This is a genomic window from Streptomyces sp. NPDC007205 (genome assembly GCF_040634095.1).
In the GTDB taxonomy this organism is placed as follows: Bacteria; Actinomycetota; Actinomycetes; order Streptomycetales; family Streptomycetaceae; genus Streptomyces.
The window spans coordinates 141,476-154,969 of the sequence record NZ_JBEYEW010000013.1; the positions used below are offsets into that span (position 1 = coordinate 141,476).

Below are 13,494 nucleotides of genomic sequence, written 5' to 3' on the forward strand. Positions count from 1 at the left end.
GGACACGGCGGCTCGCACGCGGGCGGCCACACCGGCGGCTCGCCGGGCGTCGGATCCGGCAACACGGTGCAGGTGCCGATCGACGTTCCGGTGAACGTCTGCGGCAACAGCGTGAACGTGGTCGGAGTCGGAAACGACGCCGCGGGCAACGACTGCGGCAACGGCGGTGGCGGCGACCACACCCAGCCGCCCGGCGGTGGCCACGGCAACCCGCCCGGACAGCCGGGTCAGCCGGGACAGCCCGGCCACCCGGGTCAGCCCGGACACCCCGGTCACCCGGGCCAGCCGGGACACCCCGGTCAGCCGGGTCACCCGGGAAGCCCGACGACCCCGCCCGGCAAGGGCGGTCACACGCCCCAGGGACCCCATGGGTCCAACCAGGTCACGCAGCACGGCGGCCGCTCCGGTCAGCCGCTGACCAACGCCCAGCTCGCGCACACCGGCAGTGAGCTGCCGCTGGACCTCGTGCTGCCGGTCGGCGCGGGCGCGCTGCTCGCGGGCGCGGTGCTCTACCGCAAGGCGCGGGCCACGGCGTAGCCGGACGTCCCGACCAGGGAGTGCAGTGAACGGAGCGGGCCCCGCCAGGTCAGACGGGGCCCGCTCCGGTTCAGGTCGCCGGCATCACCACGTGGCACGCACCTGGCGGATGATCCGCCGGCGCAACCGCACCCTGCGGCTGCCGTCGCGCAACAGGCTCAGTCGGTCCAACTCCCAGTGTCCGTACTCGGCATGGTCCGTCAGCAGGCGTGTCGCCTCCTTGCGGGACACCCCGCGAGGCACGTACACGTCGACAAATTCGTATTCCGGCATCGCATCTATTGTGCGGGCTGGGGCCCGGTACGGATAGCGTCTGCACTATGTCTGATGCTGCGCAGCCCACCGCTGCCGAGGTACGCGCCGCCGCCGAGGCGGTCAAGACCGCGCTCGACCGTCATCTGGCCGCCGTCGAACGCAGGTCGGGAGATGACGACCCGGCCGTCTTGGAGGCGTTCAACCAGCTGGCCGCGGCCGCCGAGGCGTACGACGAGCTGCTCTACGACCGCCACGACGAGGTCACGCCCTTCGAGATCCCCGGTGCGGAGGAGCTGCCGCCGTACGCGGGCCCCGAGGAACCCCACGCGATCAGCGTGCTGATCCGCCGCGACTACGCCGTGGCGGAACCCCAGCGGCTGCTGGCGCAGGCCCAGCGGGTCGAGGCGGCGGAGTACTCGGCCGCCGATGGTCTGGCCGAGGATGCCGCCGGTACGGTCCCGGGGGCGCTCGGCATCCTGTTCGGCGAGTTCGAACCGGACGAGATCGCGTCCCGGCACAAGGAGTTCGGCCTGGAGGAGGGCGACTCCACGCTCTGGGTCACCGCCACCGACGAGACGCCCGAGGCCGGGGAGTGGCTGGAGTCGCCGTTCGAGCCCATCGATCCGCAGCAGGTCGTGTGCCGGTTCGATGTCAGCGCCGTCTTCGACGAGGACGACGAGGAATCGGACGAGGACGAGGACGAAGAGCTCGAGTACGTCGAGGACGAGGAAGAGGGCGAAGACGAGGGCGAGGGCGAGGACGAGGGCCTGGAGGCGCTGGACACCGAGAAGTGAGCGGAGCCGGCGGTGCCGTGGGCGCCCCCAGGGCGCTCAGCTCGTCGGCACCAGCGTGCGCAGCAGTGTCTGCAAGCGGGTCGTGCGGGGCTTGGCCGGGGTTTCCGCCACCGCCTTCGGCAGGGCCTGTTCCACGCCGTGGACCACGGACAGATGCCGCTCCGCCCGGCCGAACGCCGTGTACACCCAGGGTCTGCTGAGCGCCTGTGCCGCATCGCCGGGCAGCACCACGACCGCCGCCGGCCAGCGGGCGCCCACCGCCTGGTGCGCGGTCAGTGCCCAGCCGTGCCGTACGGCGCCCTCCACCCGCTCGCGCGGTACGACCACTGCGGCTCCCGCGCACGACAGGTGCAGCCCGTCCGTGTCGGCCGTCACCACCACGCCCGGCACCGTACGGCCCGGAGCGGGGGAGTAGGCGATCCGGTCGCCGGGGTCGAAGCCGCCGAAGCGGCCGGGTCCGGGGTTGAGGCGTTCCTTCAGCGCGGAGTTGAGGGCACGGGTGCCCGCGGCGCCGCCGTGCCCCGGAGTGATCACCACAGTCTGGTCGGCCGGGACACCGATCGCCCGCGGCACCGAGTCCGCGACCAGCTGGACCGTCCGGTGCACGGCCTCCCCCGCGTCCCGCACCGGGACGATGACGATCTCCTTGCCCGGAGCGGCGACCTGGTTCAGCTCGCCGATGCCGATGCCGGAGACCAGCTCGCCGATCGGACCGGGGTCGGGAACACGGGAGGTGATCTGCGGGCAGACCCGAGCGGTGAGCAGGTCGGCGAAGACCCGCCCCGGACCGGCCGACCACAGCACCGCCGGGTCGCCGCTGAGCACCAGCCGGGCCCCGTCGGGCAGCGACTCCGCCAGCATCGCGGCGCTCTCCACGTCGAGTTGCGGGGCGTCCAGCACCGTCAGCAGGTCCAGTTCGAGCGCGCCGTCCGCGTCCCGGCCCGGTCCCTCGGCGCCGGACAGCAGACCGGCGACCGTGCCCACGCTCTGTTCCGCCGGGCCGGCGCCGGGCAGCGCGGCGAAGCGGTCGCGGCCGTCGGGCGTGTGACAGACGGCGAACGCCCGCAGGCCCGCGGCGCGGGCGGCACCGAGCAGCGCGGCCGGTTCGGCGCGGGCCGCCTCCCCGCCGGTGTGCAGCACCAGGCCGTTGCCGGCGGCAGCGCGGACCAGCTCGGCAGCGCCGCCGGAGACCGACTCGGCGGCCGTCCGCCAGGCCTGCTCGGTCTCCTTGGACAGCGAGTTGACCAGCCGGGCCAGACCGTCGGCGAGGCTCTCCTCGGCCAGCGCGTACCGTTCCAGGCCGACGAGGACCCGCACCGGCCGCTCCTGCTCCTCCTCCTCGGTCTCCTGGGGCGTCGGCGCGCCGGCCTCCTCCAGGGCGTCCTGGAACGCCAGGGCCTCGCCCTCCGCGAGCGTGCCCTGCACCGCCGCGTCCGGGTCCGGCACGCTCTGCCGGCCCAGCGCCGCGGTGAGCGTGGGCAGGTCCAGCGCGGTGTGCCCGGCCAGGGCCGCCTGCTCCAGCAGCCACACCGTGACCGCACGGCCCCGCCGCTCGTCGCCCGGGCCGCAGGCGGCGCCGAGCAGCACGCGTGCGAAGCCGTCGGCCTGGTCGGGCCGTACCCCGCTGATCCGCAGCAACTGCCAGGGATCCTCGCGGAGTACCGCGTCGGCGCCCTCGCCGAGCGCGGCGGCCACCTGGGCGGCGAGCGCCTCGGGCGCGCCGCCCTCGGCCAGCACCCGGCGGACGCCCTCCACGGCCTGCGGAGCCGGTGCGGCGGGCGCGGCGGCGGCCGGGGCGGGCGCGGGCTGCGGCCGGTGTACGGGCTCCGGGGCCGGGCGGCGCGGGGCGGGCGCGGGCTCGGCGAACACCGCGGCCACCGGCTTCTCGCCGCTCTCCACGGCCCGCACCGCCGCGAGCAGGTCGGCAGCCGTGCCGCTGAGCTTCGTGCCGCTCTGGACAGAGCCCTTCTTCTCGGCCTTGCGCCGCTCGATCCGCTCCCGCTCGATCCGCTGCGCGGCCAACTCGGCCTCCGCCTCGGACAACTGGGCCGCGTCCGCGCCGTCCGCACCGCCTTCGCCGTCCGTGCCCTGGGTGCCGTCCGCCTCGCTCACACCGTCCGCGCTCCCGCTGACGGCGTTCTCGTCCCGGATACCGCCGCTGTCGGTGCCGTTGGCACGGCTTTCCCCGGGCGCGGTGTCCCGGTCCGGGGTCTCGGGTGTGTCCGGCGTCCCCGGCCCGGCTTCCTCCGTGGTCTCCGGCTCCGTGCTCACAGCGTGCTCCAGTCGTGATCGGGATAGCGGTGCACGGGCGCCGACACATCGTCCAGCGCCCTGCAGATCTCCTCAGGAAGACTAAGGGCCTCCACTGACAGTGCGGCCGTGAGCTGCTGCGCGGTGCGCGCGCCGACGATCGGCGCGGCCACGCCGGGCCGGTCCCGGACCCAGGCGAGGGCCACCTGGAGCGGGGTGACGGCGAGCCCGTCGGCGGCGGTCGTCACCGCGTCCACGATGCGGGTCGCCGTGTCGTCCAGATACGGCTCCACGAACGGGGCCAGGTGCTCGGAGGCGCCGCGCGAGTCCGGGGGAGTGGTGTGCCGGTACTTGCCGGTGAGCACGCCCCGGCCGAGGGGGGAGGAGGGCAGCAGACCCACGCCGAGGTCCAGCGCGGCGGGCAGCACCTCGCGCTCCACGCCCCGCTGCAGCAGCGAGTACTCCATCTGCGTGCTGGCCAGCCGGGTCCTCGTGCCGGGCGCCGCGAGCTGCCAGGTGGCCGCCTTGGCCAGCTGCCAGCCGCAGAAGTTGGAGACGCCGGCGTAGCGGGCGCGGCCGCTGCTCACCGCTATGTCGAGGGCCTGGAGCGTCTCCTCCAGCGGGGTGCCGGGGTCGTAGGCGTGGACGTGCCACAGGTCGACGTGGTCCGTGCCCAGGCGGGCCAGGGACGCGTCGAGTGCGGCGAGCAGATGGCCGCGGGAGCCGTCGAAGCGGCGGTCGGGGTCGGGGACGCTGCCCGCCTTGGTGGAGATCACCAGGTCCCGGCGTGGCACCAGGCCGTCCATCAGCTGCCCGAGCAGATACTCCGCCTCCCCGTCGCCGTACACGTCTGCGGTGTCGACGAGGGTTCCGCCGGCTTCCCAGAACGTCTTCAGCATGTCCGCGGCGTCGTGCTCGTCCGTGTCCCGGCCCCAGGTGAGGGTGCCGAGTCCGATGCGGGACACGCGCAGGCCGGTACGGCCGAGATGCCTCTGCTCCATGCGGCGAGATTACTGGCCAGAACCGGTGCGGTGGGTTGCCTGTGGATAACCGGGTCGGGTGCCGGGCGCCCGGTGCCGCAGCTGTGTATCCGCGCTAAGGTCACCCCCGACAGCGACGTTACTCACGGGTAAGGGGATCGGCCATGGAGCTCGGGATCAACCTCGGCTACTGGGGTGCCGGAATGGACGGGGACAATCTGGCCGTGGCCCAGGAGGCCGACCGGCTGGGCTTCTCCGTGTGCTGGGCCGCCGAGGCGTACGGCTCCGACGCGGCGACGGTGCTGTCCTGGGTCGCCGCGCAGACCGAGAGCATCGACGTCGGCTCGGCCATCTTCCAGATCCCGGCCCGCCAGCCCGCGATGACCGCGATGACGGCCGCGACGCTCGACTCGCTGTCCGGCGGCCGGTTCCGGCTCGGGCTCGGGGTGTCCGGACCGCAGGTCTCCGAGGGCTGGTACGGCGTCAAGTTCGACAAGCCGCTGGCCCGCACCCGCGAGTACGTGGAGATCGTACGCAGGGCCATGACGCGGGAGCGGCTGACGTACGAGGGCCAGCACTGGACGCTGCCGCTGCCCGGCGGCCCCGGCAAGCCGATCAAGCTGACCGTGCACCCGCAGCGCGAGCACATCCCGCTGTACATCGCCGCGATCGGCCCGAAGAACCTGGAGCAGACCGGCGAGATCGCCGACGGCGCCCTGCTGATCTTCCCCGCCGCCGAACACCTGGAGGAGACCACCCTGCAGTACCTGCGCGCGGGGCGCGAGAAGGCCGGCCGGACCCTCGACGGGTTCGACGTGTGCCCGACCCTGCCGATCGCCGTCGGCGACGACAAGGACGTGGCCCGCCTCGCGGACACCTTCCGCCCCTACACCGCGCTGTACGTCGGCGGCATGGGCAGTGCCAAGCAGAACTTCTACAATCAGCTCGCCCAGCGCATGGGGTACGAGAAGCAAGCCGCCGAGATCCAGCAGAAGTACCTGTCCGGCGACAAGCAGGGCGCCGCGGCCGCGGTCCCGCAGGACCTCATCGACAAGACGGCGCTGCTGGGCTCCGTGGACCGTATCGCCGACCGGATGAAGGCCTATGCCGCCGCCGGTGTCACCACGCTCAGCCTGTCCCCGGCCGGCTTCACCCTGGAGGAGCGTCTCGCCTCCCTGCGGGCCGGCAGCGAGGCCCTGGAGCGCGCCGGTCTGGCCTAGGCCCTGTCGTCAAGAGGCTTCAGCGGCCGTGGTGGGGGCTCGGGGGGTCTTCCCCGCCACGGCCGTCACCGGGAACAACGCGCCCGGTGCCGCGCGGTTACGACGCTCGTGTTCCTTCTTCCGGCCGAGCGGGGGCCGACAGCTGTTGCGACCCTCTTTTGTTCGCATTTGACTCATTTCATGCTTTCGGCCAAGAGCCTGTTCCAGGAGATCCTCGACCACGACGAGTCGTTCCGGCTCTTCTGTTCCATCGCCGCCGGCGGGGAGTCCCAGGGCGGCTGGGAGAACGGACGGATCGCCGCGCTGGTGCCGCTGAGCGAAACCGCGCTGGCCCCGAAGATCGCCCGCCACGGCCTCGACGAGGCCAAGCACGGACGCATCTTCACCGCCCTGCTGAAGAAGCGCGGGCTGACCCCCGTCGCCGTACCGCCCGAGACCGACTACACCATGCTCCTGGAGCGGCACGGCATCGGCCTCGCCCACGACCGGCTCAGGCGGGACGAGCCGCTCACCGTGCGGGACGTCATCGTCTACCTCGCTCACAGCCGGGTCACCGAACAGCGCGCCGCCGACCAGATGGTGATGCTCCTCCGGTACTTCGCCGGCCACCCGGAGATCGGCAGGGCCGTACGCCTGATCTCCCACGACGAGGACAACCACCTCGCCTATACCCACGAGGAACTGCTGCGGTTCACCGCCGCCGGGCACGGCCGGCTGATCCAGCGCACCCTGCGCGCGTGCGCTCTCGCCGAGATCCGTGTCTACCGGGACGTCAGCCTCGCGGTGATGGCCCACATGGGCCGCATCCTGGGCTGGTCCAGGGCCAAGCGCGCGCTGCTCGCGGCCGGTATCCGCGCGTCGTACGCCGGTGAGCGCCTCGGCGGCTGGCGACGCATGGTCAGCCTGCGCATGCCCGAGCGCCGTGACGCCCTCGGCGGCCCCGCCACCCCGGCCCCCGAGTTCGCCTGAGCCACGGAAGGCGGCCTCACAGCCAGTCCCGGTGCTTGAACAGCCGGTACAGCAGCACCTCCAGTGCGGCCATCACCAGGATCACCGCCGGATACGACCACAGCCAGTGCAGCTCAGGCATGTGATCGAAGTTCATGCCGTAGATCCCCGCGATCATCGTCGGCACCGCGGCCATCGCCGCCCACGCGGAGATCTTCCGCATGTCGTCGTTCTGCCGCACGCTCATCTGCGCCAGATGCGCCGACAGAACGTCCGACACCAGCCGGTCCAGGGCCTCCACGGACTCGTTCACCCGCATGAGGTGGTCGCCCACGTCCCGGAAGAACGGGCGGGCCTTGTCGTGCACGAAGGGCACCCCGCCGCCGAACTGTCCCGTGCCCGCCAGCCGGTTCAGCGGCAGCGCCAGCGGGCCGGTGGCCCGGCGGAACTCGAGGACCTGCCGTTTGAAGCCGTAGATCCGGGACGCGGTGTGGCGCGAGCCGCCGCCCTCCGGCCGGAACACCTCCGTCTCCAGCTCCTCCAGGTCGGTCCCCAGCTCCGTCGCCACCTCCAGATAGTGGTCGACGACGGCGTCGGCGACCGCGTACAGCACGGCGGTCGGGCCCTTGTCGAGCATCTCCGGCTCCTCCTCCAGCCGACGCCGTACGGCGGCCAGCGGCGAGCCCTCGCCGTGACGGACGGTGACCACGAAACAGTCGCCGATGAAGACCATGATCTCGCCTGCCGAGACGGTGTCGCTCTCCGGCTCGTACACGACCGGTTTCAGGACCATGAACAGCGAGTCGTCGTACACCTCCAGCTTGGGCCGTTGATGCGCGTTGAGGGCGTCCTCGACCGCCAGTGGATGCAGCCCGAACTCCTGCGTGACCAGGTCGAACTCCCGCTCGGACGGCTCGTACAGGCCGATCCAGACGAACCCTTCCGCCGCCCGCGCCTCGGCGAGCGCGTCGGACAGGTCCTCCGGGCCCTCGGTGCGGAGCCCATGCCGGTAGATGGCGCAGTCCATGATCACGGAGCGCATTCTCCCTTCGCCCGGTCGCCGGTGCCGGTGTTCCTACGCCTACCCTGGGCCGCATGCCCACGCTGATCCTCGTCAGGCACGGACGTTCCACCGCCAACACTTCCGGGGTGCTCGCCGGGTGGACACCAGGCGTCGCCCTGGACGAGCGCGGCGCCGCCCAGGCCGCCGCGCTGCCCGCACGGCTCGCCGCACTGCCGATCTCCGAGGTCGTCACCAGTCCTCTCCAGCGCTGCCAGGAGACCGTACGGCCGCTGCTGGAGGCCCGCCCCGGCCTGCGCGCCCACACCGACGAGCGGATCGGGGAGTGCGACTACGGCGACTGGTCCGGCCGCAAGCTGGCCGAGCTGAAGGACGAGCCGCTGATGGAGGTCGTCCAGGCCCACCCGTCGGCCGCCGCGTTCCCCGGCGGTGAGTCCATGCGCGCCATGCAGACCCGCGCAGCCGAGGCCGTACGCGAGTGGAACGCGCGCGTGGAGCGCGACCACGGCGCCGACGCCGTCTACGTCATGTGCTCCCACGGTGACATCATCAAATCCCTGGTCGCCGACGCCCTCGGACTCCATCTCGACCTCTTCCAGCGAATCTCCGTGGAACCGTGTTCCGTCACCGCGATCCGCTACACCCGCCTGCGGCCGTTTCTCGTTCGCCTCGGCGACACCGGCGATTTCGCTTCGCTCGCCCCGCGCGAGGAACCTGGCGAGGGCGACGCACCGGTCGGGGGTGGTGCGGGCGCACCGTGATCGTCGGCCGCAGTAGGGTGAAGCGACCCGCACAGTCGCCCCTCCGCAGCGGCCCGCCCCGCCGAAACTCTCGAAACTCACTCGCCGAACTCACTCTCAATGGAGACAGGACGTGTCCCGTCAGGTGTTCCTCTACGACCCGCCGGACCGCTTCGTGGCCGGCACGGTCGGACTGCCCGGGCGCCGTACGTTCTTCCTCCAGGCCATCGCAGGCTCCCGGGTGACCAGCGTGGCTCTGGAGAAGACCCAGGTGGCCGCGCTCGCCGAGCGCATGGACGAACTGCTCGACGAGGTCGTACGGCGTAGTGGCGGCAGCGCCGCCGTCCCCGCCGTGGCGCCCACCGAGATCGCCGACACCGCCCCGCTGGAGACCCCCATCGAGGAGGAGTTCCGCGTCGGCACCATGGCGCTGGCCTGGGACGGCGAGGAACAGCGCATGATCGTCGAGGCGCAGGCCCTGGTGGAGCTGGACGCCGACACCGAGGAAGACCTCGCCGAGGCCGAGGAGCGGCTGCTCCAGGACGAGGAGAACGGGCCCCCGATGCTGCGGGTCCGGCTGACCGGCGCGCAGGCCAGGGCCTTCGCCAAGCGCGCCCTCGACGTCGTCAACGCCGGGCGGCCGCCGTGCCCGCTGTGCAGCCTCCCGCTCGATCCGGAAGGACACGTATGTCCGCGCCAGAACGGATACCGCCGCGGAGCGTGACGGCTGCCGACGCGGAGGCCGACGCAGCCGCCGCCGAGCTGCTCGCCGGGGGCGAGCTGACCGTCCGCGGCCGGATCCGCGAGGCGTCCAACGCCGCGCTGTTCTGCACCGTCGCCCTCGACGGCCGGGAAGCCTCCTGCATCTACAAGCCGGTGGCCGGGGAGCGCCCGCTGTGGGACTTCCCCGACGGCACCCTGGCCGGCCGTGAGGTGGCCGCCTACGAGGTCTCCGAGGCCACCGGCTGGGGGCTCGTCCCGCCGACCGTGCTGCGCGACGGTCCGTACGGCGAGGGCATGTGCCAGCTGTGGGTCGACGCCCAGGCCGACGCGGAACTGCTCGCCCTCGTCGACGCGGAGGAACCGGAGCCGGGCTGGAAGGCGATCGGTCTCGCCGAGGTCGGCGAGGGCCGCACCGCGCTCCTCGTGCACGCCGACGACGAGCGGCTGCGCCGGCTCGCCGTCCTCGACGCGGTGATCAACAACGCCGACCGCAAGGGCGGCCATCTGCTGCCCACCCCCGACGGCCGGCTCTACGGCATCGACCACGGTGTCACCTTCAACAGCGAGAACAAGCTGCGCACCCTGCTGTGGGGCTGGGCCGGGGAGCCACTGACCGCCGAGGCCGTCGACGTCCTCCAGGGACTGCGGGAAGCCCTCGGCGGGCCGCTGGGCGAGCGGCTGACCGGACTGATCACCCCCGCCGAGATCGACGCCACACGCGCGCGTGTCGACGCACTGCTCACCACGGGAGTGCACCCGGAGCCCGCCGGGGACTGGCCGGCCATCCCCTGGCCGCCCGTGTAAGCAGCAGCACATCGGCCGCGGATGTACAAGAGCGCAGAACCGGCCATCCGACGCGATCCCATTCGTATCCGCGGCTGTTGGCCGGTTAGGCTCATGTACATGCATGCCTGGCCCGCTTCCGAGGTCCCCGCCCTGCCTGGTCAGGGCCGCGACCTGAGGATCCACGACACCGCGACCGGCGGCCTCGTCACCCTCGACCCCGGTCCCGTCGCCCGTATCTACGTCTGCGGCATCACCCCGTACGACGCGACCCACATCGGTCACGCGGCGACCTACAACGCGTTCGACCTCGTTCAGCGCGTGTGGCTCGACACCAAGCGGCAGGTCCACTACGTCCAGAACGTCACCGACGTCGACGATCCGCTGCTGGAGCGCGCGGAGCGGGACGGCCTCGACTGGGTCGCCCTCGCCGAGCAGCAGACGGCCCTCTTCCGCGAGGACATGACCGCCCTGCGGCTGCTCCCGCCCCAGCACTACATAGGCGCCGTCGAGGCGATACCCGGCATCGTCCCGCTCGTGGAGCGGCTGCGCGACCTCGGCGCGGCCTACGATCTGGACGGCGACATCTACTTCTCCGTCGAGTCCGACCCGAACTTCGGCAAGGTCTCGAACCTGGACGCGGCCGCCATGCGGCTGCTGTCCGCCGAGCGCGGCGGCGACCCGGACCGCCCGGGCAAGAAGAACCCGCTGGACCCGATGCTGTGGATGGCGGCCCGCGAGGGCGAGCCCAGCTGGGACGGCGCCTCCCTCGGACCCGGCCGCCCCGGCTGGCACATCGAGTGCGTGGCCATCGCCCTGGACCACCTAGGTATGGGCTTCGACGTCCAGGGCGGCGGCACCGACCTCGCCTTCCCGCACCACGAGATGGGTGCCTCGCACGCCCAGGTGCTCACCGGCGAGTTCCCCATGGCCAAGGCCTACGTCCACGCCGGCATGGTCGCCCTGCACGGCGAGAAGATGTCCAAGTCCAAGGGCAACCTGGTCTTCGTCTCCCGGCTGCGCCGGGACGGCGTCGACCCCGCCGCCATCCGCCTGGCCCTGCTGGCCCACCACTACCGCGCCGAGTGGGAGTGGACCGACCAGGTCCTTCAGGACGCCGTCACCCGCCTCGGCCGCTGGCGCGCGGCCGTCTCCCGCCCCGACGGCCCCTCCGCCGACGCCCTGGTCGAGGAGATCCGCGAGGCCCTGTCCAACGACCTGGACGCCCCCACCGCCCTGGCGGCGGTGGACCGCTGGGCGGCTCGGCAGGAGGAGCAGGGCGGCACAGACACGGGCGCGCCGGGCGTGGTGACGCGAGCGGTGGACGCGCTCCTGGGAGTGGCTCTGTAAAGCACCCCTGCCTGTCACGGCACCCCTGGCGTGTCGGCAACAGAACGAAGGGGCGCTTCCCCCACACGGGAAGCGCCCCTTCGTCGTACCTTCAGTCCTCCGAGTCGTCCTCGTCGTCCTTGGAACCGCCCGGGGCAGGCCGCGGCTTCCCGCCCGGAGGGCCCACGTCCCGGCGCCGCAGATACCGCTCGAACTCGCGGGCGATCGCCTCACCCGACGCCTCCGGCAGCTCCGCGGTGTCCCGGGCCTCCTCCAGCGTCTGGACGTACTCGGCGACCTCGCTGTCCTCCGCCGCCAGCTGGTCCACCCCGACCTGCCAGGCCCGCGCGTCCTCGGGCAGCTCACCCTGCGGGACCCGCAGGTCCAGCAGATCCTCCAGCCGGTTCAGCAGCGCCAGCGTGGCCTTCGGGTTGGGCGGCTGGGAGACGTAGTGCGGTACGGCCGCCCACAGCGACACCGCCGGGACGCCGGCGTGCGTGCACGCCTCCTGCAGGACGCCGACGATGCCTGTCGGACCCTCGTACTTGGTCTCCTCCAGGTCCATGCGCTGCGCCAGGTCCGGGTCCGACGTCACCCCGCTGACCGGCACCGGACGCGTGTGCGGGGTGTCACCGAGCAGGGCGCCCAGGATGACCACCAGCTCCACGCCCAGCTCGTGCGCGAAGCCGAGCAGCTCGTTGCAGAACGAGCGCCAGCGCATGGACGGTTCGATACCGCGGACCAGCACCAGGTCGCGCGGCTTCTCGCCGCCGACGCGGACCACCGACAGCCGGGTCGTCGGCCAAGTGATCTTGCGCACTCCGCCGTCCATGAAGACCGTGGGCCGGTTCACCTGGAAGTCGTAGTAGTCCTCGGCGTCCAGCGCCGCGAACACCTCGCCCTTCCACTCGCGTTCCAGATGCGCGACCGCCGTGGAGGCGGCGTCGCCGGCATCGTTCCAGCCCTCGAACGCGGCCACCATGACTGGGTCGATCAGCTCGGGAACCCCCTCCAGCTCGATCACCCAGTGCCTCCTTCCGACGTGCCCTCGCTTGACTCACCAACCTTACGGCGTCCGGCGGGGGCGCCCGCAGCCCCCTGCGTGGGGGAGTGAACGGATCACTGCCCCGTTCGCCACCGTGGAACACCCCGTCAACAGGGAGCCGGGCGCACTGCGCCCAGGCGTTTCACAGGGTGCTGCGCAACCACTGTTCCACGCTCGCGATGTGCACGGTCGCCCAGGAGCGGGCCGCCTCCGCGTCCCGGTCGCGCAGCGCGGCGAGGATCGCCCGGTGCTCGCGCAGGGTGCGGCCCACGGCGTCCTCCTGGGTGAGGCCCCGCCAGATCCGGGCCCGGGTGGTCGGCCCCGACAGCCCGTCGAGCAGCGAGCACAGCACCGAGTTGCCGGCGCCGCGCACGATGCCGCGATGGAACTCCAGGTCGGCGGCGACCAGTTCCTCCACCGAGGGTTCGTCGCCCAGTGCGTCCAACTGGGCGCTCAGGGCGTCCAGTTGCTGTTCGCTGATCCGGAAGGCCGCCATCGCCGTCGCGGCCGGCTCCAGGATCCGGCGCACCGCCAGGAACTCCAGCACGGTGTCGTCGCGGTGGAAGTCCACGACGAAACTCATGGCCTCCAGCAGCAGTTGCGGGTCGAGGCTGGTGACGTACGTGCCGTCGCCCTGGCGCACGTCCAGGATCCGGATCAGGGACAGGGCCCGTACGGCCTCACGCAGCGAGTTGCGGGACAGGCCCAGCTCGGCGGCCAGCTCGCTCTCCTTGGGCAGCCGGTCCCCGGGCCGCAGCGCACCCGAGACGATCATGCCCTTGATCTTCTCGATCGCCTCGTCGGTGACTGCCATGCCCGGCCTCCCGTCGCCCGCCCCGTGCCTCGGACATCGGATGTCCGGGGACATT

At 72.5% G+C, this 13,494-nt stretch carries 14 protein-coding genes; 8 read left to right on the top strand and 6 right to left on the bottom strand.

The genetic code is table 11. The features are described from left to right. Nucleotides 1–537 (top strand): chaplin (locus tag ABZ624_RS22575; protein WP_360091640.1); only part of this gene is annotated, 537 nt, incomplete at its 5' end. An 84-nt stretch (nt 538–621) separates the two neighbouring features. On the opposite strand, the gene ABZ624_RS22580 is transcribed toward ABZ624_RS22575, so the two are convergent. Further along, nucleotides 622–810 (bottom strand): DUF5703 family protein, encoded by a 189-nt coding sequence (locus ABZ624_RS22580; RefSeq protein ID WP_014671721.1) that lies wholly within the window; start codon nt 808–810, stop codon nt 622–624. 47 nt (nt 811–857) lie between these two features. Between ABZ624_RS22580 and ABZ624_RS22585 the strand changes: the two genes are divergently transcribed. Beyond that, nucleotides 858–1,586: a hypothetical protein gene (locus ABZ624_RS22585; protein ID WP_360091643.1), complete on the top strand. Its 729-nt coding sequence runs from the start codon at nt 858–860 to the stop codon at nt 1,584–1,586. Nucleotides 1,587–1,622: 36 nt separating this feature from the next. On the opposite strand, the gene ABZ624_RS22590 is transcribed toward ABZ624_RS22585, so the two are convergent. Both ABZ624_RS22590 and ABZ624_RS22595 read right to left on the bottom strand, forming a co-directional pair. Next, nucleotides 1,623–3,857, bottom strand: coding sequence for a helix-hairpin-helix domain-containing protein (locus ABZ624_RS22590; RefSeq protein WP_360091646.1), 2,235 nt, complete (start codon nt 3,855–3,857; stop codon nt 1,623–1,625). After that, nucleotides 3,854–4,837, bottom strand: coding sequence for an aldo/keto reductase (locus ABZ624_RS22595; RefSeq protein ID WP_360091649.1), 984 nt, complete (start codon nt 4,835–4,837; stop codon nt 3,854–3,856). The genes ABZ624_RS22590 and ABZ624_RS22595 overlap by 4 nt, the downstream gene beginning before the upstream one ends. Nucleotides 4,838–4,980: 143 nt before the next feature. Between ABZ624_RS22595 and ABZ624_RS22600 the strand changes: the two genes are divergently transcribed. Both ABZ624_RS22600 and ABZ624_RS22605 read left to right on the top strand, forming a co-directional pair. Next, on the top strand, nt 4,981–6,036 hold the full coding sequence (locus ABZ624_RS22600; RefSeq protein WP_360091652.1) for an LLM class F420-dependent oxidoreductase: 1,056 nt from the start codon (nt 4,981–4,983) through the stop codon (nt 6,034–6,036). Between the two features lie 180 nt (nt 6,037–6,216). Further along, complete coding sequence (locus ABZ624_RS22605; RefSeq protein WP_360091655.1) at nt 6,217–7,005, top strand: ferritin-like domain-containing protein; 789 nt, start codon at nt 6,217–6,219, stop codon at nt 7,003–7,005. 16 nt (nt 7,006–7,021) lie between these two features. On the opposite strand, the gene corA is transcribed toward ABZ624_RS22605, so the two are convergent. Next, complete coding sequence (corA, locus tag ABZ624_RS22610) at nt 7,022–8,017, bottom strand: magnesium/cobalt transporter CorA (RefSeq protein ID WP_360091658.1); 996 nt, start codon at nt 8,015–8,017, stop codon at nt 7,022–7,024. Nucleotides 8,018–8,079: 62 nt separating this feature from the next. On the opposite strand from corA, the gene ABZ624_RS22615 reads away from it, so the two are divergent. The 4 genes from ABZ624_RS22615 (at nt 8,080) to mshC (ending at nt 11,601) form a co-directional block, all read left to right on the top strand. Next, a complete protein-coding gene (locus ABZ624_RS22615; protein WP_360091661.1) occupies nt 8,080–8,766 on the top strand; it encodes a histidine phosphatase family protein in 687 nt (228 codons plus the stop codon). A 112-nt stretch (nt 8,767–8,878) separates the two neighbouring features. Further along, nucleotides 8,879–9,469, top strand: coding sequence for a DUF3090 domain-containing protein (locus tag ABZ624_RS22620; RefSeq protein WP_360091664.1), 591 nt, complete (start codon nt 8,879–8,881; stop codon nt 9,467–9,469). Further along, nucleotides 9,433–10,272 carry an SCO1664 family protein gene (locus tag ABZ624_RS22625; RefSeq protein ID WP_360091667.1) on the top strand — a complete coding sequence of 280 codons (840 nt, stop codon included), beginning with the start codon at nt 9,433–9,435 and terminating at the stop codon, nt 10,270–10,272. The genes ABZ624_RS22620 and ABZ624_RS22625 overlap by 37 nt, the downstream gene beginning before the upstream one ends. 99 nt (nt 10,273–10,371) lie before the next feature. After that, entirely contained in the window at nt 10,372–11,601 is a 1,230-nt protein-coding gene (mshC, locus tag ABZ624_RS22630) for a cysteine--1-D-myo-inosityl 2-amino-2-deoxy-alpha-D-glucopyranoside ligase (protein WP_360091670.1), read from the top strand. A gap of 91 nt (nt 11,602–11,692) precedes the next feature. Here the strand turns inward: mshC and ABZ624_RS22635 are convergent, their stop codons facing one another. Beyond that, nucleotides 11,693–12,604 carry a PAC2 family protein gene (locus tag ABZ624_RS22635; protein WP_360091673.1) on the bottom strand — a complete coding sequence of 304 codons (912 nt, stop codon included), beginning with the start codon at nt 12,602–12,604 and terminating at the stop codon, nt 11,693–11,695. Nucleotides 12,605–12,767: 163 nt separating this feature from the next. Beyond that, nucleotides 12,768–13,439, bottom strand: coding sequence for a FadR/GntR family transcriptional regulator (locus ABZ624_RS22640; protein WP_360091676.1), 672 nt, complete (start codon nt 13,437–13,439; stop codon nt 12,768–12,770). Between the last annotated feature and the right edge of the window lie 55 nt (nt 13,440–13,494).

What these genes read in the sequence shown, in the direction of transcription:
- ABZ624_RS22605 (WP_360091655.1), top strand. Translation starts at nt 6,217, where the DNA reads ATGCTTTCGGCCAAGAGCCTGTTCCAGGAGATCCTCGACCACGACGAG.
- ABZ624_RS22580 (WP_014671721.1), bottom strand. Translation starts at nt 810, where the DNA reads ATGCCGGAATACGAATTTGTCGACGTGTACGTGCCTCGCGGGGTGTCC.
- ABZ624_RS22615 (WP_360091661.1), top strand. Translation starts at nt 8,080, where the DNA reads ATGCCCACGCTGATCCTCGTCAGGCACGGACGTTCCACCGCCAACACT.
- ABZ624_RS22640 (WP_360091676.1), bottom strand. Translation starts at nt 13,439, where the DNA reads ATGGCAGTCACCGACGAGGCGATCGAGAAGATCAAGGGCATGATCGTC.
- mshC (WP_360091670.1), top strand. Translation starts at nt 10,372, where the DNA reads ATGCATGCCTGGCCCGCTTCCGAGGTCCCCGCCCTGCCTGGTCAGGGC.
- ABZ624_RS22600 (WP_360091652.1), top strand. Translation starts at nt 4,981, where the DNA reads ATGGAGCTCGGGATCAACCTCGGCTACTGGGGTGCCGGAATGGACGGG.
- ABZ624_RS22585 (WP_360091643.1), top strand. Translation starts at nt 858, where the DNA reads ATGTCTGATGCTGCGCAGCCCACCGCTGCCGAGGTACGCGCCGCCGCC.
- ABZ624_RS22625 (WP_360091667.1), top strand. Translation starts at nt 9,433, where the DNA reads ATGTCCGCGCCAGAACGGATACCGCCGCGGAGCGTGACGGCTGCCGAC.
- ABZ624_RS22595 (WP_360091649.1), bottom strand. Translation starts at nt 4,837, where the DNA reads ATGGAGCAGAGGCATCTCGGCCGTACCGGCCTGCGCGTGTCCCGCATC.